This is a genomic window from Streptomyces sp. NPDC058663 (assembly GCF_042716745.1).
Lineage (GTDB): Bacteria > Actinomycetota > Actinomycetes > Streptomycetales > Streptomycetaceae > Streptomyces.
Map to the genome: position 1 here is coordinate 1 of NZ_JBHXRV010000038.1, position 20,875 is coordinate 20,875.

17 protein-coding genes are annotated in these 20,875 nt (G+C 71.6%); 11 read left to right on the forward strand and 6 right to left on the reverse strand.

Features of this window, described 5'->3' with window-relative positions; translation table 11 throughout:
• Positions 1 to 62 precede the first annotated feature (62 nt).
• Positions 63 to 1,100, reverse strand: a complete 1,038-nt coding sequence (locus tag ACFWVV_RS25835; RefSeq protein ID WP_384349340.1) for a phosphatase PAP2 family protein — start codon at positions 1,098 to 1,100, stop codon at positions 63 to 65.
• Between the two features lie 500 nt (positions 1,101 to 1,600).
• Here ACFWVV_RS25835 and ACFWVV_RS25840 point away from each other — a divergent pair, with 500 nt between their 5' ends.
• Positions 1,601 to 3,328: an MFS transporter gene (locus ACFWVV_RS25840; RefSeq protein WP_384349337.1), complete on the forward strand. Its 1,728-nt coding sequence runs from the start codon at positions 1,601 to 1,603 to the stop codon at positions 3,326 to 3,328.
• A gap of 134 nt (positions 3,329 to 3,462) precedes the next feature.
• The gene (locus ACFWVV_RS25845) at positions 3,463 to 4,656 is read left to right on the forward strand and encodes an acyl-CoA dehydrogenase family protein (protein ID WP_384349334.1); all 1,194 of its coding nucleotides are present in this window, start codon (positions 3,463 to 3,465) and stop codon (positions 4,654 to 4,656) included.
• 97 nt (positions 4,657 to 4,753) lie between these two features.
• Here the strand turns inward: ACFWVV_RS25845 and ACFWVV_RS25850 are convergent, their stop codons facing one another.
• On the reverse strand, positions 4,754 to 5,194 hold the full coding sequence (locus ACFWVV_RS25850; RefSeq protein WP_384349331.1) for a cell division protein SepF: 441 nt from the start codon (positions 5,192 to 5,194) through the stop codon (positions 4,754 to 4,756).
• Between the two features lie 289 nt (positions 5,195 to 5,483).
• Between ACFWVV_RS25850 and ACFWVV_RS25855 the strand changes: the two genes are divergently transcribed.
• The 4 genes from ACFWVV_RS25855 (at position 5,484) to ACFWVV_RS25870 (ending at position 10,352) form a co-directional block, all read left to right on the forward strand.
• Entirely contained in the window at positions 5,484 to 6,782 is a 1,299-nt protein-coding gene (locus ACFWVV_RS25855; protein WP_384349468.1) for a DUF5685 family protein, read from the forward strand.
• Positions 6,783 to 6,870: 88 nt separating this feature from the next.
• Positions 6,871 to 7,692: a DUF1684 domain-containing protein gene (locus ACFWVV_RS25860; RefSeq protein ID WP_384349328.1), complete on the forward strand. Its 822-nt coding sequence runs from the start codon at positions 6,871 to 6,873 to the stop codon at positions 7,690 to 7,692.
• A 368-nt stretch (positions 7,693 to 8,060) separates the two neighbouring features.
• Positions 8,061 to 8,966: a S1 family peptidase gene (locus ACFWVV_RS25865; RefSeq protein ID WP_384349325.1), complete on the forward strand. Its 906-nt coding sequence runs from the start codon at positions 8,061 to 8,063 to the stop codon at positions 8,964 to 8,966.
• A gap of 297 nt (positions 8,967 to 9,263) precedes the next feature.
• Positions 9,264 to 10,352 carry a S1 family peptidase gene (locus ACFWVV_RS25870; protein ID WP_384349322.1) on the forward strand — a complete coding sequence of 363 codons (1,089 nt, stop codon included), beginning with the start codon at positions 9,264 to 9,266 and terminating at the stop codon, positions 10,350 to 10,352.
• A 65-nt stretch (positions 10,353 to 10,417) separates the two neighbouring features.
• On the opposite strand, the gene ACFWVV_RS25875 is transcribed toward ACFWVV_RS25870, so the two are convergent.
• The 4 genes from ACFWVV_RS25875 to ACFWVV_RS25890 form a co-directional block, all read right to left on the reverse strand.
• Positions 10,418 to 11,602 carry an AAA family ATPase gene (locus ACFWVV_RS25875; protein WP_384349319.1) on the reverse strand — a complete coding sequence of 395 codons (1,185 nt, stop codon included), beginning with the start codon at positions 11,600 to 11,602 and terminating at the stop codon, positions 10,418 to 10,420.
• Positions 11,603 to 11,697: 95 nt separating this feature from the next.
• Complete coding sequence (locus ACFWVV_RS25880) at positions 11,698 to 12,753, reverse strand: DUF3533 domain-containing protein (RefSeq protein WP_384349316.1); 1,056 nt, start codon at positions 12,751 to 12,753, stop codon at positions 11,698 to 11,700.
• A gap of 152 nt (positions 12,754 to 12,905) precedes the next feature.
• Complete coding sequence (locus ACFWVV_RS25885; RefSeq protein WP_384349313.1) at positions 12,906 to 13,997, reverse strand: lytic polysaccharide monooxygenase; 1,092 nt, start codon at positions 13,995 to 13,997, stop codon at positions 12,906 to 12,908.
• Positions 13,998 to 14,388: 391 nt separating this feature from the next.
• A complete protein-coding gene (locus tag ACFWVV_RS25890; protein ID WP_384349310.1) occupies positions 14,389 to 15,084 on the reverse strand; it encodes a response regulator in 696 nt (231 codons plus the stop codon).
• Between the two features lie 175 nt (positions 15,085 to 15,259).
• On the opposite strand from ACFWVV_RS25890, the gene ACFWVV_RS25895 reads away from it, so the two are divergent.
• The 5 genes from ACFWVV_RS25895 to ACFWVV_RS25915 all read left to right on the forward strand — a co-directional run bounded on the left by ACFWVV_RS25895 (position 15,260) and on the right by ACFWVV_RS25915 (position 20,862).
• The gene (locus tag ACFWVV_RS25895) at positions 15,260 to 16,243 is read left to right on the forward strand and encodes a Bug family tripartite tricarboxylate transporter substrate binding protein (RefSeq protein WP_384349307.1); all 984 of its coding nucleotides are present in this window, start codon (positions 15,260 to 15,262) and stop codon (positions 16,241 to 16,243) included.
• A 110-nt stretch (positions 16,244 to 16,353) separates the two neighbouring features.
• On the forward strand, positions 16,354 to 16,920 hold the full coding sequence (locus ACFWVV_RS25900) for a tripartite tricarboxylate transporter TctB family protein (RefSeq protein ID WP_384349465.1): 567 nt from the start codon (positions 16,354 to 16,356) through the stop codon (positions 16,918 to 16,920).
• Between the two features lie 6 nt (positions 16,921 to 16,926).
• Positions 16,927 to 18,420, forward strand: a complete 1,494-nt coding sequence (locus ACFWVV_RS25905) for a tripartite tricarboxylate transporter permease (protein ID WP_384349304.1) — start codon at positions 16,927 to 16,929, stop codon at positions 18,418 to 18,420.
• Positions 18,421 to 18,926: 506 nt separating this feature from the next.
• Positions 18,927 to 19,526, forward strand: coding sequence for a TetR/AcrR family transcriptional regulator (locus ACFWVV_RS25910; protein WP_384349301.1), 600 nt, complete (start codon positions 18,927 to 18,929; stop codon positions 19,524 to 19,526).
• A 139-nt stretch (positions 19,527 to 19,665) separates the two neighbouring features.
• Positions 19,666 to 20,862, forward strand: a complete 1,197-nt coding sequence (locus ACFWVV_RS25915; protein ID WP_384349298.1) for an MFS transporter — start codon at positions 19,666 to 19,668, stop codon at positions 20,860 to 20,862.
• Positions 20,863 to 20,875: the final 13 nt, after the last annotated feature.

The window sequence follows — 20,875 nt, forward strand, 5'->3', positions numbered from 1 at the left end:
GGACCGCTCTCCAGGAGCGGTCCGGGGCCCTCGTCGTGCGTAGGCCGGGGCGGCGGGGTTCCTCAGCGCGCCGCCTGCGGGGCGTGCGTACCGCCGCCGCGCGACTGCGGCGGACGCCGGCTGCCCGCGGGGGTGACCGGGGCGCGCTCCGAGCGGGCCGAGTGCGGCCGGGTCTGGAGCTGCGCCTGGGTCTGGAGAGAGGCCGCCTGGTGCGCGGAGCGGCCGCCCGTGTACCGGCTGCCGGCGCCCACCGTCTCGCGGGCCGGGACGGGCTCGGCCGCGCCGGGACGGATCGAGGGAACGACGGTCGGCGCACCGGCAGGAACCGGGGCACCCGCGACGCCCCGGGCGACGGGAACGTACGCCCCACGGGCCCGCCACCGCTCGCGCACCGCGAAGACGAAGGCCTCCGCGCGGGCGATCAGCGGCTCGAACCAGGGCAGCGCCAGCAGGATCAGCAGACCCGCGGCCCAGCCGAGCAGCACATCGCTCAGCCAGTGCGTCCCCAGATAGACGGTGGTCGCGCCGACACCGAGGGCGACCACCGCGGACAGCACCGACAGCCAGCGTCTGGCCCGCGGGGTGGTCGCCAGGTAGGCGAGGATGCCCCAGGTCACGACCGCGTTGGCGGTGTGGCCGGAGGGGAATATATCGCCGCCCGCATACAGCTCGGCCGAGCCGATCTGGGTCGCGTAGTGGGGGCCGAGCCGGCCGAGGCCGATCTTCACCGCGCCCACCGTCACGTTCAGCAGCAGCAGGGCGGCCGCCAGGGCGAGCAGCGGACGCAGGGTGTGCTGGCGCCAGGAGCGCCAGCCCAGCCAGGCCGCCACCATCACCGCCGTCGGGCCGCGCTGGCCCAGGACCACGAAGTAGTCGAGGAAGGCATGCAGCTCGGGCCACTGCTCGTAGGACCGGAAGAGCATCACCTTCCAGTCGAGCAGAACGAGCCAGGACGAGACCAGCACCGCCCAGACGATGGCGATGTAGAACGCCGTCGTCGAGCCGAAGAGAGCCTTGCGGGTCCGGCTCATGCCGGGGATCTCTATCTTCGGCGGCTCCGGTTCCCGGTCCAGCCGGGCGAAGATTCGGTCGATACGCACCCAATCGACATTACCGCGAGTGCGTGACGGGCCCGACCGGTCCCGGCTCTTTGTGATGACCATGTGATGTGGAGTGCGTCTCATCGCGGTGTTATTCCTCGCCGATACGTAAAAGGCCCGGGACCTTCTGCTCTATTCAATGCGTGCGGTTCCCGCAACTCTCCTGGAATCCCGCCGCATTTCCTTGTGCGCGCCGACAGCCGGAATTCTCCTCTCCGCAACCCGCTCCCGGCGGCCGGCGCGGGCACCGCTGCCGCCGGACGCCGGGCAGACCCCCGCCTCCCGGTGGAACCGGGCGCGCCACGCCGAGCGTGGTGTTGCGTGGTGCACACCACACCGGCTCGGACGAATCGGTGAGGGATGGGCCACGCGCCCGAGGGGTGAACTCGCGTACGCTGACGGCTCACTCGCCCGTCGATGCCGGGCCCACCAGGACGTATGGACCGCGTACGTGTCCCAGGGCCTGCCGAGCGCGAGCGTTTTACTGGGAGGTTGTGTAGATGGCAGGGACAGCCACGGCCGGCACGGAGTCGACTGCGGGAGGTCCTTGGCGACGGCTCCTCGCGGGGCGCGGCGCGAACCGGTGGGTCGTCCTCGCGCTGTTGTGCGCAAGCCTCACCCTCGTCGCGCTGGATTCGACGATCCTGCACATCGCGGTCCCCTCGGTCACCGAGGACCTGCGGCCGGGATCCGTGGAACTGCTCTGGATCGTCGACGCGTACCCGCTGATCTGCGCGTCGCTGCTGATCCTCTTCGGCACGCTCGGTGACCGGGTGGGCCGGCGCCGCATCCTGCTGCTCGGTTACGGACTGTTCGGCATCGCCTCCGCGATGGCCGCGCTCGCCGACACCCCGCAGATCCTCATCGCCGCCCGCGCCCTGCTCGGCATCGGCGGCGCGATGATCATGCCCGCCACCCTCTCGATCCTCCGCCAGGTCTTCCCCGACCGGCGCGAGCGGTCGATGGCCATCGGCATCTGGTCGGCGGTCACCGGCATCGGCGCCGCCGCGGGCCCTGTGGTCGGCGGGTTCCTGGTCGAGAACTTCTGGTGGGGCTCGGTCTTCCTGATCAACATCCCGCTGATGGCGGTGCTCCTCCCGCTCGGGCGCCTCCTGCTGCCCGAATCGCGCGGCAGCGGCCAGGGCCCGTGGGACGTCGTCGGCGCGCTGATGGCCTCCGCCGGTGTGCTCGGCGTCGTCTACGGAGTCAAGCGCGCGGGCAGCGGCGACCCCACTCTCTCCGCGCTCACGCTGGGCCCGCTGCTGGTGGGCCTGCTCCTGCTGGTGCTGTTCGTGCGCAGGCAGCGGCGCCGCGCGCACCCCTTGATCGACATGAAGCTGTTCTCCCGGCCCGCCTTCACCACCTCGGTGGGCTGCATCGTGCTCGGCATGCTCGCGCTGGTCGGCCTGGAACTGATCGCCGTGCAGTACCTCCAGCTGGTGCTGGAGCTCAGCCCGCTGGAAACCGGCATGCGGCTGCTGCCGCTGACCTTCGCCGCGATGGTGGCGGGCGCGCTGGGCTCCTATGTGCTGCAGCGCGTCGGACCGCGCGCCATGGTCGCCTTCGGCTTCACGCTCACCGCGGCCTCCGTCACGCTGCTGACGATGATGGGCCAGGAGGACAACCCGGGGCTGCTGGCCTTCGGCTTCGTGCTGCTCGGCTTCGGCCTGCAGGCCACCCTCTTCGGGTCGTACGAGTCGATGCTCAGTGAGGCCCCGGCGGACGCGGCGGGCGGGGCTGCGGCCATCGGCGAGACCTCGTACCAGCTCGGCGCAGGCATGGGCATCGCCCTGCTCGGCAGTGTGATGAACGCCGCGTACGGCCCCGGCCTGAAGAACGTCGACGGCGTCTCCAAGCAGCACAGCGACTACGCCTCCCACTCGCTGGGCGAGGCGTACGAGGTCGCCAGGGAGCTCGGCGGCGCCGCGGGCGCGGCCCTGCGCTCCGCCGCCCGGGCCGCCTTCGTGCACGGACTCCATGTGACGCTGCTGACCAGCGCCGCCCTGCTGCTCGTCGGCGCCGTCGCCGCGCTCAGGCTGCCGAAGAGCATGGAACAGGGCACGGACCGCGAGGACGGCAACGACGGCCAGGACGGACAGGACGGCGGGGGCGCGGCGGACGGCGAGGATGCCAAGGGGGGCACGGACGGGACGGCAGACAAGGCCGACCTCCGCAAGCTCCCGTCCGCGCGGCGCGAGCGCGCCGACGCGTCGGCAGGCCTGGACTGAGGAGGCGGCGGGCCGTAACGTCGGCCCGGAGCTTTAACTACCACCGCTAGTTAAAGGCCCGGTGCCGCTGGTGGAAGCTCCGCAGCCGCCTCACTGACCGAGCCGCCAGTTCCCCGAGCCGCCGGAGGGCCCGCATGTCCGCACGTCCCGCGAAGCTGCCGCCGTTCGACCCCGCCGACCCGCTCGGCATCGACGACCTGCTCACCCCCGAGGACCTCGCGGTCCGGGCGACCGTCCGCGACTGGGCGGCCGACCGGGTCCTGCCGCACATCGCCGACTGGTACGAACGCGGCGAACTCCCCGGAATCCGCGAGCTGGCCCGCGAACTCGGTTCGATCGGCGCGCTCGGCATGTCCCTGACCGGCTACGGATGTGCGGGCGCCACCGCCGTCCAGTACGGGCTGGCCTGCCTGGAGCTGGAGGCCGCCGACTCCGGGATCCGCTCGCTCGTCTCCGTACAGGGCTCGCTCGCCATGTACGCGATCCGGCGCTTCGGCTCCGAGGAGCAGAAGCAGCGCTGGCTCCCCTCCATGGCGTCCGGCGAGACCATCGGCTGCTTCGGCCTCACCGAACCCGATCACGGCTCCGACCCGGCCGGCATGCGGACGTACGCGAAGCGGGACGGCGCCGACTGGGTGCTCACCGGCCGCAAGATGTGGATCACCAACGGTTCGGTGGCCGGGGTCGCCGTCGTCTGGGCGCAGACCGACGAGGGCATCCGCGGCTTCGTCGTCCCCACCGACGCCCCCGGCTTCAGCGCCCCGGAGATCCATCACAAGTGGTCGCTGCGCGCCTCGGTGACCAGCGAGCTGGTCATGGACGAGGTGCGGCTGCCCGCCGACGCCGTACTCCCGGAGGTCGTGGGACTGAAGGGGCCGCTGAGCTGCCTGAGCCACGCGCGGTACGGAATCGTCTGGGGCTCGATGGGCGCCGCGCGCTCCTGTTTCGAGGCGGCGGTCGGCTACGCGAAGACACGCGAACAGTTCGGCAGGCCCATCGGCGGTTTCCAGCTCACCCAGGCCAAGCTCGCCGACATGGCGGTCGAGCTGCACAAGGGCCTGCTGCTGGCCCATCACCTCGGGCTGCGCATGGACGCCGGGAAGCTCCGCCCCGAGCAGGTCAGTTTCGGCAAGCTCAACAACGTCCGTGAGGCGATCGAGATCTGCCGCACCAGCCGCACGATCCTCGGCGCCAACGGGATCTCGCTGGAGTACCCGGTGATGCGGCACGCCACCAATCTGGAGTCGGTGCTCACCTACGAGGGCACCGTGGAGATGCACCAGCTGGTGCTGGGCAAGGCGCTCACCGGACTCGACGCGTTCCGCTAGCGGGAACCGGGGCCGATGGGCGCCCTGCCTGATCGGTGGACACAGTGCCGGTCCGGGGGATTCCCCGGGCCGGTGGCCGGGAGCGGAGGTCCGCCCATCAGCTCTGGTTGAAGAAGCCGCCGGTTTGGCGGCCGGCGGTCTCGCCGTTGACGATGCTCGTGTTGGCGGGGGTCAGCAGGAAGACCCTGGTGGCCACGCGCTCGATGGAGCCGCGCAGACCGAAGGTCAGCCCGGCTGCGAAGTCGACGACGCGCTTGGCGTCACCCGGCTCCATGGCCGTCAGATTCACGATCACCGGGACACCGTCCCGGAAGAGCTCGCCGATGCCTCGCGCGTCCCGGAAGCCGTCCGGGGTGACGGTCGCGATGCGACGGCCCTTGTCCTCGGCCGCCTCGGAGACGACACGGACCCGGGGGTCCGTGACCCAGGGCTCGGGTGTCTCGTTGGTTCCCTCGGCGTACTCGTCGTCGTAGTAGCGGTCGTCGTCGCTGTCCTCGACGAGTCCGAGCCAGGCACTCGCCTTGCGCACCGATCCCATGAACGCCTCCTTTCACCGCGGTCTGCTTGTGTTCCGCTCCCCCCATGGTCGTCCATCATGCGGATTGCGCGCCAAGTGGATAGTCGGCGCGCAGGGTTTTCGTTGCGGTACTGGTGCAGAAGTTATGGCGATTTCTCTGGGTTCCGTCGTTGCGGGAGCGGCCGGGCGGGTGTAAATCGGATCATCGGGCCAGACGGGTGAGCAGGGGGACGGACGGGTGAACATACGCCCTCTGTACGATGCCTGACGGACTGTCCAGTGAGTGAGGCACCGCAGTACGGGGGCGCAATTGTTCGGCATCGTCAGACCCTGCTCGCACCGGCTCGGCGAAGGCCTGAAAACGGAGTGGATGGCTCATCTCTGCGGGCTGTGTCTGGCACTTCGCCGCGACCACGGCCAGTTCTCCCGGGTCGTCACCAACTACGACGGCCTGATCGCCTCGGTTCTGACGGAGGCTCAGTCCGTACGGACCACGGACTGGCGGCGCACCGCGGGATTGTGCCCGCTGCGTGCCATGCGTTCCGCGCCGGTCGCACAGGGTGAGGGCGCCAGACTCGCCGCCGCCGTTTCGCTGGTGCTCGCCTCGGCCAAGGTGCGCGACCACGTCGCTGACGGGGACGGGCTGTTGGCCCGCCGCCCCCTCGCCCTCGCCGCGCGCAGGATCGCCAGGAGCTGGGACAGGGCCGGGGCCAGGGCGGGCGCCTCGCTCGGCTTCGACACGTCGGTCCTGGTGGACGCGGTCGACCGGCAGGGAGGCATCGAGGCCCTCGCGGGCATCGGCACCCCGCTCCTGTTCGTGACCGAACCCACCGAGACCGCCACCGCGGCCGCGTTCGCGCACACCGCCGTGCTCGCCGGGCGGCCGGGCAACGCGGCCCCGCTCGCCGAGGCGGGCAAGCTCTTCGGCCGGCTCGCGCACCTGCTGGACGCCGTGGAGGACCAGGCAGCTGATGACGCGTCAGGTGCGTGGAACCCGCTGACCGCCACCGGTACCTCCCGCGCGGAGGCGCGCCGGCTGTGCGACGACGCGGTGCACGGGGTGCGGCTCGCGCTGCGCGAAGCGGAGTTCGTGGACTCCAAGCTGGTGCACGTACTGCTCGCGCACGAACTCCACGAGTCGGTGAACCGGGTCTTCGGCACGACCGGATGCGCGCACGCGGCCGAGGGCCACGAGGGACGGGTACAGGCCCACGGGTCGCCGCCGCCCGGAGGCGGACAGCAGCCGGGACACCCGGGGCAGGGCGGACCGTACGGTTCCGTCAATCCGTACGGCGGTGGTGGTGCCGGCGATCCGTACAGCGGCAACCCGTACGGCAGCGGACCGGGGCAGGGAGTGCCGCCGGGCGGTGGAGGGGACGGCGGGGGAGGGCTGCCGGGTGGGCAGGCGATGCCGCCGGAGGGGAAGAAACCGCGCGGCTTCTGGGCCGGGTGCGCGGTGGCGATCGGGCTGTGCTGCACGTGCAAAGTCTGCTGCGCGACCGAGTTCGAGGGCCCGTGGTCGCGGAAGAAGCGCAAGGGCTGCTGCGAGAAGTGCGACTGCGGCAACTGCGACTGCGGTTGCTGCGACTGCTGTGACTGCAGCTGCTGAGCCTGCCGCGCGGTGACCGTGCGGGCCGCAGGGGCCGCCGGCCGCCCGGATTCGGGCGATTGTCCGAGCCGTATGGAAGGCTGGCCGCATGACCAGCCGCAGCGACAACAGGGGTGCGCAGGCACCGGAGGACCCGCGGCGGGAGTGGGAGCGCTGGCACGCCCAGCGCGTCGAGACGGTCTCCGCGCCGTACGGACCGCTCTCCCTCTCCGGCACCCACTGGCTCGCCGACCACCCGGACGGCCACATCGGGGGCGTACCGGGGACGTGGCGGCAGGACGGCACCGAGGTGGTGCTGGGCGCGGAGGAGCATGACGGGATCAGTGTCGACGCAGAGCCGTTCACCGGGGAGGTGCGGCTCACCGCCGACCGGGGACCGGTCTCCCGCTCGCGGGTATCCACCGACGGTCGGCGCCTCGTGGTGCTCAGCCGGGAGGGCCAGTGGGCGGTCCGCGACTTCGACCCGCGGTCCGCGGCGCGGCGCGCCTTCGCGGGGATCGAGGCCGCCCCGTACGACCCGGCCTGGGTGCTGCCCGGCAGGTTCGTGCCGTACGGGGAGAGCCGTACCGTCCAGGTCGAGAACGCCGACGGGCGCTCGCGAGGTCTCGGCCTGGCAGGCGAGGTCGTCTTCGGGCACGACGGCGGAGAGCACTCGCTGCACGTCGCGGTCGAGGACGACGGCTCGCTGTGGGCGGTCTTCGCCGACGCGGACAGCGGGAGGAACAGCTACCGGTTCCGCTTCCTGCGGCCCGCCGCCCCGGACGCCGACGGCACGGTGAGCGTGGACTTCAACCGGTCGCTGCTGCCGCCGTGCGCCTTCGCCGACCACTTCATCTGCCCCTTTCCGCCGCCCGGCAACACGCTGCCCTTCGGGGTCCCGGCCGGAGAGCTCAACTCGCGGGAGAGGTAACGCCCCGGGCGCTGCGGGCGGTCCGGCCGGCCCCGGCGGGCGGACGGTCCGGCTCGTTCCCGGCGGGCGGACGGTCCGGCTCGTTCCCGGCAGCCCCGGCAGCCCCCGCAGCCCCACCGGCACCGGGGCTGCCGTACGCCGCGCCCGTCCGTTCGCGCCACTGGGGCCCCGTGCGACCGCACAAGGCCGAAACGCGCCCTTGCGCGGGCCTGGGGCGCGCCGAATACTCCCGAGACAGCGCTTGTCAGGAGCACAGCGAGTGGCCGCTGCACCGCCCGGCTGCCCGCGCGTCTCCTGCTGCGCCTCACGGGCCCCGGGAATGACCCGATTCCGCACCGGGCCCCCGATTCCCCTCGGGAGGAACGCAAGTGAGGAAAGAGCGCACCACCCCCCGCAGTACGGCGAGACGTGTCCGGTTCACGGCCGTGGCGGCAGGACTCGCCGCCGCCGCTGCTCTCGCCATACCGAACGCCCAGGCCCAACCCGCCCCCACCGTCTCCGCACTGAGCGCCGACCAGCTCGCGTCCGCCCAGGCCGCCGTCCTGGCAGCGGACGTGCCGGGCACCGCCTGGCACGTCGACCAGTCCACCCGCACTCTCGTCGTCACCGCCGACAGCACCGTCTCCGGCACGGAACTCACGCGGATCAGGCAGGCGGCGGGCGACCAGGCACGCGGGCTGCGCATCGAGCGCACTCCGGGCAAGTTCTCCAAACTCCTGTCGGGCGGCGACGCCATCTACGCGCCCAGCTGGCGTTGTTCGCTCGGCTTCAACGTCCGCAGCGGCACCACGTACTACGCCCTGACCGCCGGGCACTGCACCGACGGCTTCCCGGACTGGTACACCAACTCCGCCCGTACGACTCGGATCGGGCCCACCACCGGGTCCAGCTTCCCCGGCAACGACTACGGCATCCTGCGCTACGACAACGCCTCGGTCGCCCACCCGGGCACCGTCGGCAACGTCGACATCACCAGTGCAGCCAACGCCACCGTCGGGATGAGCGTCACCCGGCGCGGCTCCACGACGGGCACCCACAGCGGCACCGTCAACGGGCTCAACGCCACGGTCAACTACGGCAACGGCGACGTCGTCTACGGCATGATCCGCACCAATGTGTGTGCCGAACCCGGCGACAGCGGTGGTCCGCTGTACTCGGGCAGCCGGGCCATCGGTCTCACCTCGGGCGGCAGTGGCAACTGCCGGACCGGCGGAACGACCTTCTTCCAGCCCGTAACGGAGGCGCTGAGCGCATACGGGGTCAGCATCTACTGACCGGCGGCGGCCACCGTTCCCCGGCCGCTTCCGGAACAACTCCACCGCAGCCGGCAGCAGGCAGGCCCCCGTTCCGGACTCCTCCGGGGCGGGGGCCTTTCCGCGTGCCGGGGAGGGGGAGAGCCCGGTGACACGAGTGCGTGGTGAGCATGTCAAGGGGAGGGGAGTGAGTGGTGCTTGTCGTGTGCGCGTACTGAAGTCGACCTTGTGTGCGCCCTGTTGCGCTGTGAATAGTGGGGCCTCACCCGGGCCCAACCCCCACACTTCCGGGTCCGGACCCCCCACAGGAGGTCACTTGTGAAGCACCGACGCATACCCAAGCGGCGCGCCGCGGCGGCAGGTACCGCCGTCGTCGCCCTGGTCGCCACGGGCATCACGTTCCAGACCGCGAACGCCAGCGAAGGCAGTGCCCCCACGCCTGCCCCCCAGACGCTGTCCGCGGCGGGTGCCACGCAGCTCGCCTCGTCACTGACCAAGCAGCTCGGCGCCGAAGCGGCCGGTGCGTACTTCGACGCGAAGGCGAAGTCGCTCGTGGTCAACGTCACCGACGAGGCGGCGGCCGAGACCGTCCGCGCGGCCGGCGGACGGGCCAGAATCGTCGCGCACACGCTGGCCGAGCTGAAGTCCGCCCGTACGACGCTGGCGGGCAAGGCGTCGATCCCGGGCACGTCCTGGGCCAGCGACCCGGTCAGCAACAAGATCGTCGTGACGGCCGACCGCACGGTCAAGGGCGCGGCACTCGCCAAGCTCACCAAGACCGTCAAGGAACTCGGCCCGAAGGCCACGCTCAAGCAGTCCAAGGGGGAGTTCAGGCCGCTCATCGCGGGCGGTGACGCCATCTACGGCGGCAGCTCGCGCTGCTCGCTGGGCTTCAACGTGACCAAGGGCGGCGAGCCGCACTTCCTGACGGCCGGCCACTGCACCGCGGGCATCCAGAGCTGGTCCGACAAGCAGGGCGGCGCGGCGATCGGCACCACCACCGACTCCAATTTCCCGGGCAGCGACTACGGCCTGGTGAAGTACAGCGGCGACACCCCCCACCCGAGCGAGGTGAACCTCTACAACGGCTCCACCCAGGCCATCACCAAGGCGGGCGACGCGACCGTCGGCCAGAAGGTGCAGCGCAGTGGTTCCACCACCCAGCTGCACGACGGTGAGGTCACCGGCCTCGACGCCACCGTGAACTACGGCAACGGACAGGTCGTCAACGGGCTCATCCAGACCACGGTCTGCGCCGAGCCCGGCGACAGCGGCGGCGCGCTCTTCGCGGGCGACACCGCGCTCGGCCTGACCTCCGGCGGCAGCGGCGACTGCTCGGCCGGCGGCGAGACCTTCTTCCAGCCGGTGACCGCGGCGCTCGCCGCGACGGGCACCGAGATCGGCTGACCGAGGCCGCACGGGGGCGCAGCCCCGGTCCGCACACGCCGTGCGGACCGGGGCTCTGTCGTGCCCTACCGCTTGGGCCAGTACCAGAGCGGTTCGTCCAGCGGGCCCTCGCGGCCCGCGACCGTCGTCTGCCCGAAGTCCTTCACCAGCTCGATCGTGTGCAGGTCGATGCGGGCCCGGCGCGTCCCCTCGGCCAGGGCGTCGGCGAGGGGGCGGGCGTGGGTGACCACGACCAGCTGGATGTGCTCGCTCGCGGTGAGGATCAGGTCGGCGAGCGGGCGCAGCAGGTCCGGGTGGAGGCTGGTCTCCGGCTCGTTGAGAACCAGCAGCGCCGGTGGGCGCGGGGTGAGCAGCGCCGCCACCCACAGCAGGTAGCGCAGGGTGCCGTCGGAGAGTTCGGCGGCACCCAGCGGACGGAGCAGACCGTGCTGGCGGAGCTCCAGCTGGAAACGGCCACCGTGGGAGGCGACGGAGACCCGGCTGCCCGGGAAGGCGGCGTCCACCGCCTCGTCCATCGCCGCGTGGTCGCCGATCTCGCGGATCGTCTGGAGCGCGGCCGCCAGATCCGAACCGTCGGCGCTCAGCACCGGGGTCCGGGTGCCGACCTGCGCGGCCCGTGCCGGGGCGTGGGCGTCCGTACGGACGTGGTCGTAGAACCGCCAGTCCCGTATCCGCTCGCGCAACAGCAGCAGGTCCGGGGCGAGCTGGGGGTCCGCGAGCTCGCTCAGCATGCTGTCGTACGGGCGGACCGCCCCCTGTGAGCGGTGCCAGCCCCCGGACGCCGTCCGCACCTTCACCGCCGGTCCTGAACGCTCCGAAAGGAGGGCGGCCGGGCGCAGCACCGGGCCCGCCCAGGTGCACTCGCGCTTGATCTCCGGGTCGCCGCCGAACATGGACCTGTCGCCCGCGGACTGCCGGCCGAAGTCGATCGCGTACCCGAACTCGTCGCCCGCGAAGCCCAGGCGCAGGTTCACCGGCTCCTGGCGGACCACCGCCTGCACGGGGTAGCGACCCTCGCGGACGTCGCGGCCGGTCTTCTCAGGACCCGCCCAGAGCGTGGAGTCCAGCCCGCCCTCCCGGGCCAGGGCCGCCACCGCGCCGTTGCGCGAGGAGTCGGCGAGCAGGCGCAGAGCCCGGTAGAGGCTCGACTTGCCGGTGCCGTTCGCGCCCGTGACGACATTGACCCGGCCAAGCTCGACGACCAGCTTCCTGAGGGAGCGGTAGTTCTCGACCGCGAGAGTGGTGATCATGCGGTGCAGCCTCTCAGCCGCCACTGACAATTCGGGACGGGCCTGTGGAAAACCCGCTCCGGTGCGGCTTCAGTGCCCTGCGGGTACGGGAGGCCTCAGGAGCCCTTCGGGTACTGGGTGGCACCGGGGCCTTCGCCGCCCTCCACGACCGGCCTGCGCAGCGAGGACATGACCAGCGTGACGACCGTGCCGACGATTGCCCAGATCGCCAGGACCTGGAGGGGGCCGGAGACGGCGTTGCCCTTGAAGTACGCGATGGAGCGCGCCGCCCAGGTGCCCGCGCCCGGCGGCAGGGCCGCACCGATCGTCTGCCAGAACGGCGGCAACATCGGCGCGGGGAACGCGCCGCCCGCACTCGGATTGCCGCCGATCACCACGACGAGCACCGCGAGTCCGATGCCGACGATCCCGGTCAGCGACTGGAGCGCCAGCGTCAGCGCGCCGACCGCGAACACCACCAGCGCACCCAGCCCCCACAGAGCCATGACACTGCCCGGCAGCGCACCGAGGACCGGCCCGACGATGACCGCACCGCCCAGACCGCCCAGGACCGAGTACACCGCCATCGAGCCGAGACGGATGCCCGCCCGCCGCGGGGTGGCCGCCCGCGAACCGGCGCTGATCGCCAGGATCGACGCGCACAGATAGCCGCCCACGCACCAGCCGACCACCAGGTAGAACGCGGACAGCCCCTCGAAGTCCTCCGAGGAGGCCGGGGCCACGTCGACCGTCTTCAGGGTGCGCTGCTGCGCGGCCCCGAACTTCTCCCCGATCGTGCCGAGCGCCTTCGACAGGGCCGCGCCGCCGCCGGAGGCGATCAGCAGGGTGTCCTGCTTGCCGGCCGGGTCGTACAGCAGAGCGCCGTCGATCTTCCGGTCCATGATCTGCTCGCGGGCTTCCGCCTCGGAGGTCACCTGGCGTGCGTCCAGCGGGTCGCCGGACAGCTGGTTGAGCTGTGTCACCAGCTTGTCGGCGGCCTCGGGAGGTGCCTGCCCCGGCACCACCACGCCGAACGCGACGTCCCTGGGCTTCGGGTGGTGCAGTGCACCCACGTACGACGTGATGAACAGCAGCTGCAGGGCGAGGCAGCCGATCACCAGCAGGGCGGCCCGCGGGGTGACGGCTTGCTTCAAATCGGCGGCGAGACTCATGCCCCCACGCTCGCGGTCCCTCCCCGCCACGGCAGGCGGGGAGGGACCGAACGGGTGAGGGGGCCGTCAGCGCCCGTGCCTCATGGGGTCAGCCCCCGTGCCTCATGGGGTCAGCGCCGTGCCTCACGGGGGCAGCGCCGTGCTCCATGGGGTCAGCGTCCGTGACGCCCGCCCGTGGCCGCCTTGCGGCGCACCGTGCCGAACATCACCGCGGCACCGAGCGCCAGCACCGCCGCACCGCCGACGGCGATGTACGGGGTGGTGCTGTCGCCGCCGGTCTCGGCGAGGTTCTCACCGGCCGGAGCCTGCGCGGGGGTCTGTCCGGCGCCCTGCGGGGCCGGTGCGTTGGCGTCCGGGGCGGTCGCCGGGGCGTCGGCCTTCGGGGCCTGCGGCTTGCTGACCGCGTCGCCGCTGCCACCCGCGTTGCCGGCGTTGGTCGTGTGGTCGGAGTCGCCGTGGCCCTTGTGCTCGACCGAGGACTTGTCGGCGCCCGCGGCGATGTCCGCCTCGGTCGGGGCGGAGGCGACCGGGGCGGGAGCGGTGCCCGCGCCGGTTCCCGTACCCGTACCCGTGCCTGTGCCTGTGCCTGCGCCCGGGCCGGCGGTGTCCTTGCCGAAGACCACGTCGGAGCAGGTGTAGAACGCCTCCGGGCTGTCCGAACGCTGCCACACGCTGTAGACGAGGTGGCGGCCGGACTTCTTCGGGATCGTGCCGTCGAAGACGTAGTCGCCGGCCTCCATCCTGGGGTCGGTGACCTTGGCGAACGGCTGGGCCTCCAGGTCCGACCACTTCAACGGCTTTGCCGGGTCGTAGCCGTCCTTGGTGATGTACAGCTCGAAGGAGCCCTTGTGCGGGGCGGTGCCCTTGTAACGGAAGGTGTGCTTCCCGGAGGCCAGCTTCGACGAGGGCCAGTCGGCGCGCGCCAGGTCCAGGCCCTTGTACTTGTCGTTGCCCGCGCTGCACAGCTTGCCGTCGGGGATGAGCGCCTTGTGGTTGCCTGCGGCGTTGGCGATGTTCACCGCGTTCCAGTCGTAGAACGCCTGGACTCCGCTGGCGGCGACAGCCTCCTTGCACGCCGCCGACTTCGGGCTCTCCGGACCCTCCGCGTAACAGGCGGAGACCCGGCTGACCGGGTCGGTCATGGATCCGTGCGCGGCGGCGGGCGAAGCGGCGAGACCGGTCAGGGCGAGCGGGGCGAGACCGAGTGCGGCGACGGTGGCGGCCTTGCGACGAGCGGTGGACATCGTGAGGAACTCCTTGGCAGGGGATGCATCCGTAGCCGGGGGAGAGGGGGGAAGATCTCTCCCGGCGCAACAGCACGCTAGACCCCTGAAACCGCGAAATCCCCTGCTGAGGGCGGGTGATGGCGTTCTTTATGGCCCGCTTAAGGACCCACTCAGTGACGATTAAGAAGGCTGCCCCAGAGCGCCGGGCACGTAACCGTCAGTGAGCCGCAGGGGAGCCGTCGCCGGCGAGCGGAAGAGGCCGAGTCGCGGAGTGACCGCCGGCGCCCGGCAGTACCGGTGCCGACGCGCGTGGAGGCCTCATGCCACCCACGTGACGCGCGTGACCGTCTCACGCCACCCACGTGACGTGCGTGACCGTCTCACGCCACCCGTGCGACGCGTGGTCGTCTCACGCCACCCACCGGTACCGACGCTCCGGACGCCCCGTGCCCCCGTACCGCAGGGTGACCTCGGCCCGGCCCGTCGCCGTGAAGTACTCCAGGTACCGGCGCGCACTCACCCGCGACAGCGCCCCGCCCTCCGCGCACTCGGACGCCGAGAGCCCGTCCGGGTGGGCCCGCAACGTCCGCTCCACCAGCTCCGCGGTGTGCGCGGCCAGACCCTTGGGAAGCTCCCGCGAGCCGGGCGGCCGGGTCCCGAACAGCTGGTCCACATCCTCCTGCCGCGCCTGCCCGTGCAGGGCGAGCGAGTCGAACCGGGTCCGCAGCGCCGCCACGTGCCGTAGCTGCTCTCGCAGGGCCGCCTGGTGGAACGGCTTGATCAGATAGTGCAGGGCGCCGGCCCGCAGCGCCGCCCGCACGATGCCCGCATCCCGCGCCGCCGTGATGAACAGGGCGTCCGCCGTCGGCCGCTCCGCGTCCAGCGCCTCCGCGGCCCGCAGCCCGCGCAGCACATCGAGCCCGTCCATGTCGGGCAGATACACGTCGAGCAGTACGAGGTCCGGGCGCAGCCGCTCCGCCGCCCGCAGTGCGTCGGCACCGCTGTGGGCGACCCCGACGACGGAGAAACCGTCCATCGCGGACACACAGCGGCTGTGCACCTTCGCCACCATGAAGTCGTCGTCCACCACCAGCACATTCGTCACCCGCCCACGCTAGGGCGCGACCACAAGGACCACAACGTCCGTTGGTTCCGGAACGGCGACAGCTCCTTAACGCCCCGGCAACATGTCCCCACCCCCTACCTCTCCGTAGGACACCCCCCATACCCCGGTATGGCCACCCCCTTCCCCCCCGTACGACTTCCGAAAGGCGGCGCCCGTGCGTTTGCGCACCCCCCTCGCCCTGGCCGGGGCGGCATCCCTGGTGCTCGTGGGGCCACCGCTGCTCACCACGGGCAGCGGCTCCGACACCGGCACCCAGATCCCCGGACTGCGCTTCATGGTCCCCAACACACCCGGCGGCGGCTACGACATCACCGCCCGTACCGCGGCCAAGAACGCGGAGGAGGCCGGGCTCTCCTCCGGCATCGAGGTCTTCAACCTTCCCGGCGCGGGCGGTACGGTCGGCCTCTCCCGCCTCGCCTCCGACCACGGCAACGGCAAGGCCGCCATGACGATGGGCCTCGGCGTGGTCGGTGCCGTGCACACGAACAAGGCGCCCAAGACCCTCGCCGACACCACCCCGATCGCCCGGCTCACCGAGGAGCAGGACATCGTCGTGGTCGGCAAGGACTCCCCGTACAAGAGCATCAAGGACCTCGTCGCCGCCTGGAAGGCCAACCCGGCCAAGGTGCCCGTCGGCGGCGGCTCCGCGCCCGGCGGGCCCGACCACCTGGCGCCGATGCTGATGGCGCGCGCCGCCGGCATCAAGCCGAAGGACGTCAATTACGTGCCCTTCGACGGCGGCGGTGAGCTGCTCGCCTCCATCCTCGGCAACAAGGTCGCCTTCGGTGTCTCGGGCGTCGGCGAGTACCTGGACCAGATCAAGGCCGGTGAACTGCGGCTGCTGGCCGTCACGGGGCCCAAGCGGGTCCCCGGACTGGACGCCCCGACCCTGCGCGAGTCCGGCCTCGACACGGACTTCACCAACTGGCGCGGTGTCGTCGCCCCGCCCGGCATCACCGACGCGGAACGCACCAAGCTGATCGCCCTCTTCGAGAAGCTGCACGCCTCGGGGCAGTGGAAGGACTCGATGAAGAAGAACGGCTGGGACGACGCCTTCCTCACGGGGGAGAAGTTCGGCGACTTCCTGGCCGAGGAGGACAAGCGCGTGGACTCCGTACTGAAGGAGCTCGGACTGTGAACTCCCCGGAGAAATCCCCCAGTTCCCCCGAAAAGTCCCCCAGCTCACCCGAGAAGTCTCTTGGCTCGCCCGAGAAGGCCCCCCTCTCCACCGGGAAGTCGTCGACCGAGATGTCGTCGACCGGGACGTCGTCGACCGGGGCCGCCTCGACCGGGACCTCGCGGGGGCCCGCGCCGGCCAGCCGCGCCGCCTGGCTGCGCGAACACTCCGAACTCGGCGTCGGCGTGCTGCTGTTCGTGATCGGCGTCCTGGTCCTCACCGACGCCCTGACCATGCACGTCGAGATCGCCCAGCGCGGTCCTGTCGGCCCGACCACCGTGCCTCTCGTCGTCGGCGGCGCGCTGATCCTGGTCGCCGTACTCCTCGCCGTCGACGTACTGCGCGGCGGGCGCGGCGAGGCCGAGGGGGGCGAGGACATCGACCTGTCCGAGCCCGCCGACTGGCGCACCGTGCTGCTGCTCGCGGGAGTCTTCCTCGGCAACGCCGTCCTGATCGGCCCGCTCGGCTTCCCGATCTCCGGCGCGCTGCTCTTCTGGGGCTCCGCGTACGCGCTCGGCAGCCGCCACGCCAGCCGCGACCCGCTGATCGCGGCCGGCCTCGCCCTCTTCACCTACTTCGTCTTCAACAACCTGCTGGGTGTCCCGCTGCCGGGCGGCCCCCTGATGGGAGTGCTGTAAAAACTCATGGACTCCCTGAACTCCCTGATGGACGGTTTCGGAACCGCCCTCACTCCGATCAATCTGCTCTGGGCCGCCGTCGGCGTCCTCCTCGGCACCGCCATCGGCGTGCTCCCGGGCATCGGCCCCGCCATGGCCGTCGCGCTGCTGCTCCCCGTGACGTACGGGCTGGAACCCACCGGCGCGTTCATCATGTTCGCGGGCATCTACTACGGCGCGATGTTCGGCGGTTCGACCACCTCGATCCTGCTCAACACCCCGGGTGAGAGCGCCGCGGTCGTCGCCGCCATGGAAGGCCATCCGATGGCCAAGGCGGGCCGTGGCGCCCAGGCCCTGGCCGCCGCCGCCATCGGGCACTTCGCGGGCGGCATGATCGGCACGATCCTGCTGGTCGCGCTCGCGCCCGCCGTCGCCGCGCTCGCCGTCGACATCGGCGCACCCGACTACTTCGCGATCATGGTGCTCGCCTTCATCGCGGTCACCTCCGTCCTCGGCTCCTCCCGCATCCGCGGGCTCGCCTCCCTGCTCATCGGTCTCACCATCGGACTCGTCGGCCTCGACCAGATGACCGGGCAGTCCCGCCTCACCTTCGGCTCGCTCGAACTCGCCGACGGCGTGGACGTAGTGATCGTCGCGGTCGGCCTCTTCGCCATCGGCGAGGCGCTCTGGGTCGCCGCCCACCTGCGGCGCGGTGGCGTGGACGCGATCCCGGTCGGCCGCCCGTGGCTGGGGAAGGCGGACGTCAGGCGCACCTGGAAGTCCTGGCTGCGCGGCCCGCTGATCGGCTTCCCGTTCGGTGCGATCCCGGCCGGCGGCGCAGAGATCCCCACCTTCCTGTCGTACGTCACCGAAAAGCGCCTGTCGAAGCACAGGGACGAGTTCGGCAAGGGCGCCATCGAGGGCGTCGCGGGCCCGGAGTCCGCCGCCTCCGCCTCCGCCGCCGGAACCCTCGTCTCGATGCTCACCCTCGGCCTGCCCACCACGGCCGTCGCCGCCGTGATGCTGGCCGCCTTCCAGCAGTACGGAATCCAGCCGGGCCCGCTCCTCTTCGAGCGTGAACCCGAGCTGGTCTGGGGCCTGATCGCGTCCCTGTTCGTCGGCATGGTGCTGCTGCTCGCCCTGAACCTGCCCCTCGCCCCGCTCTGGGCGAAGCTGCTGCGCATCCCGCGCCCCTATCTCTACGCGGGCATCCTCTTCTTCGCCTCCGTCGGCGCGTACGCGGTCGGCGGCGAGGCACTGGACCTGGTGGTGCTGCTGATCATCGGCCTGATCGGCTTCGGCATGCGGCGGTACGGACTTCCCGTCCTGCCCGCCGTGATCGGAGTCATCCTCGGTCCGGCAGCAGAACAGCAGCTGCGGCGTGCCCTCCAGATCAGTGACGGCAGCGTGAGCGGGCTGGTCAACACGCCCTTCTCGATCACCGTGTACGCGATCGTGGTGCTGTTGCTGGCGTGGCCGCTGCTGCGGAGGCTGCCCTTCCTGCGGCGCGGAGCGGCCTGACGCCGGGGCTGCCGGTTCCGCCCCGACTACCCCGTCCCCCTGGGCGTCGGGGCCGCCCCCGGGGGCGCGGGGGTCCCCCTGCTCGAGCGAAGCCGAGAGCTTGGGGGAGGGCGGGCAAGGGGGCGGCCCCCGGCGGAGCCGTGCACCTGGGCCCCGCCCCACCCCGGCCCCCGCCGCCAAGGTTCCGCTCCGTTCCCGGGCTGGTCCGCTGCGCGGGGCCTCACCCCGCCCCTTCCCGACTGCGACACTTTGCGGCTCCGCCGCGCGGGTGGCTCCGCCCCAGACCCCGGGGTGGCGAGCCCGGCCAGGGCAGGCGGGGGAGTGCGGCTCGCCCGTGGCTGGCCGCGCAGTTCCCCGCGCCCCTGACGGGGCGCACCTGGCGCGGCGGAGCCGCACAAAGACACAGCCCCGCGCGGCGGAGCCGCACAGTGATGCAGCTCCGCGACCCCCGCGATGGATCGCAGTATTGGACTGGGTGATCCATAACCTGTGCTACGGTCCTCCATATGGCACGACCGCGGACATTCGACGAAGGCCGCGCCCTGGAAGCCGCCATGCGCGCCTTCTGGGCGAAGGGGTACGAAGCGACCTCCACCCAGGATCTGTGCGAGGCGACCGGGCTCGGCCGCAGCAGCATCTACAACACCTTCAGCAGCAAGCGGGACCTCTTCCTGCGTGCGCTGACGCACTACGTCGACATGATGAACGCCCGGCAGGCCGCCCTTCTGGAGGATGCCTCGATGTCCGGGGCGGACCGCATCCGCGCCCTGTTCGCGCTGGTCATCGACGGAGAGTTCGAGGTCAGGGAGAAGGGGCGCAGTATCGGCTGCCTGACCGTCAATACCACCGTCGAACTGGCCCGCTACGACGAGCCCGAGGTGGCCGCGCTTCTCGAACGCGACCTCGCCCGTCGCCTCGCCACCTTCCGGGCGGCCGTGGAGGCGGGTCGGCGGGACGGGTCCGTCGTCTCCGGGCGGGGTGCGGACTCGCTCGCCAGGTACCTCAACGCCGTCATCGGTGGCATGCGGGTCTCCGCCCAGGGGGGCGCGGACCGGGCGACGCTGGAGGCGATCGCGGAGTCGGCGCTGGATGCCCTGACGTGCTGACGTGCTGGATGCCCTGACGCCCTGACCGCTGTTCATCTGTGCCGTGCTTTCTTTCCGTGCCGTGCTGTCTGCGGCACTTTCTTTTGTCCTTGTTCTGTACTGATCTATCCAAAACCGCGATGTGAAGGAGCAACCTGCCGTGCCTCTCGCCATATACGTCCTCGCCGTGGGCGTCTTCGCCATGGTGACCAGTGAGTTCGTGGTTGCCGGACTGATGCCGCAGATGGCGGCCGGTCTGGACGTCACCATTCCGCAGATCGGCTACCTCATCACCGCGTTCGCGGTGGCGATGGCGGTCGGCGGGCCCGTCCTGACCATGACGGTCGTCAGACTCCCGCAGAAGAAGGCGCTGATGCTGCTCTTCGCGGTCTTCCTGCTGGGCAACGTCGCAGCCGCCACCGCCGTCGACTACACGGTGATGCTGCTCGCGCGTCTGGTCACCGGCACCGCGTCGGCCGCCTTCTTCGGGGTCGCGCTCTCGCTGTGCGCCCAGCTCGTACGCCCCGAACTGCGCGGCCGGGCCGCCTCCGTGGCACTCAACGGGCTGATGCTCGGCACCCTCCTCGGGCTGCCCATGGCGACGCTGATCGGGGAACGCCTGGGCTGGCGGGCCGCGTTCTGGGTCATCACCGGGCTGACGGTGCTGGCCGCCGCGGCCACCGCCGTCGGGGTCCCGGCACTGGGGCGGGCCGAGAGCGGTGGCGACCTCCGTCAGGAGCTGACGGTGTTCCGCGACCGACGCTTCTGGCTGGCCGTTTCCACCAGCACCCTGATCATCGGCGCCACCTTCTCCGCGTTCTCCTACTTCAATCCGATCCTCACCGAGATCACCGGCTTCGCCACCGGCACAGTCCCCCTGCTCCTCGTCGCGTACGGAGCCGCCACCGTCGTCGGCAACATGATCGTCGGCCGTCTCGCCGACCGGTACACCTTGCCCGTCCTCGCCACCGGCCTCGCTCTGAACCTCCTCTTCCTCACCGGCTTCGCCCTGCTGGCCGAACTCCCGCTCCCTGCCGTCCTGTTCATGCTGGGCATCGGTTTCGTCGGTGTGACCATGAACCCGGCGATGATCACCCGGGTGCAGCGTGTCGCGAACGCCCGCCCCTTCGTCAACACCGTCCACGCCTCCTTCATCACGCTGGGCGTCGTCATCGGCTCCTCGGCCGGCGGTCTGATGATCGGCCTGTGGGGGCTGCGGTCGCCGCTGTGGCTGGGGGCGGCGCTGGCGGTGCTCGGCCTGCTGACGCTCGTACCGGAACTCACGAAGCGGCGGCCGACCGCCCCCGCGCCCTCCGCGGACCGGTTGTCGGAGGCGGATGCCACCATCGGTGCATGAAGCGCGAGAACCG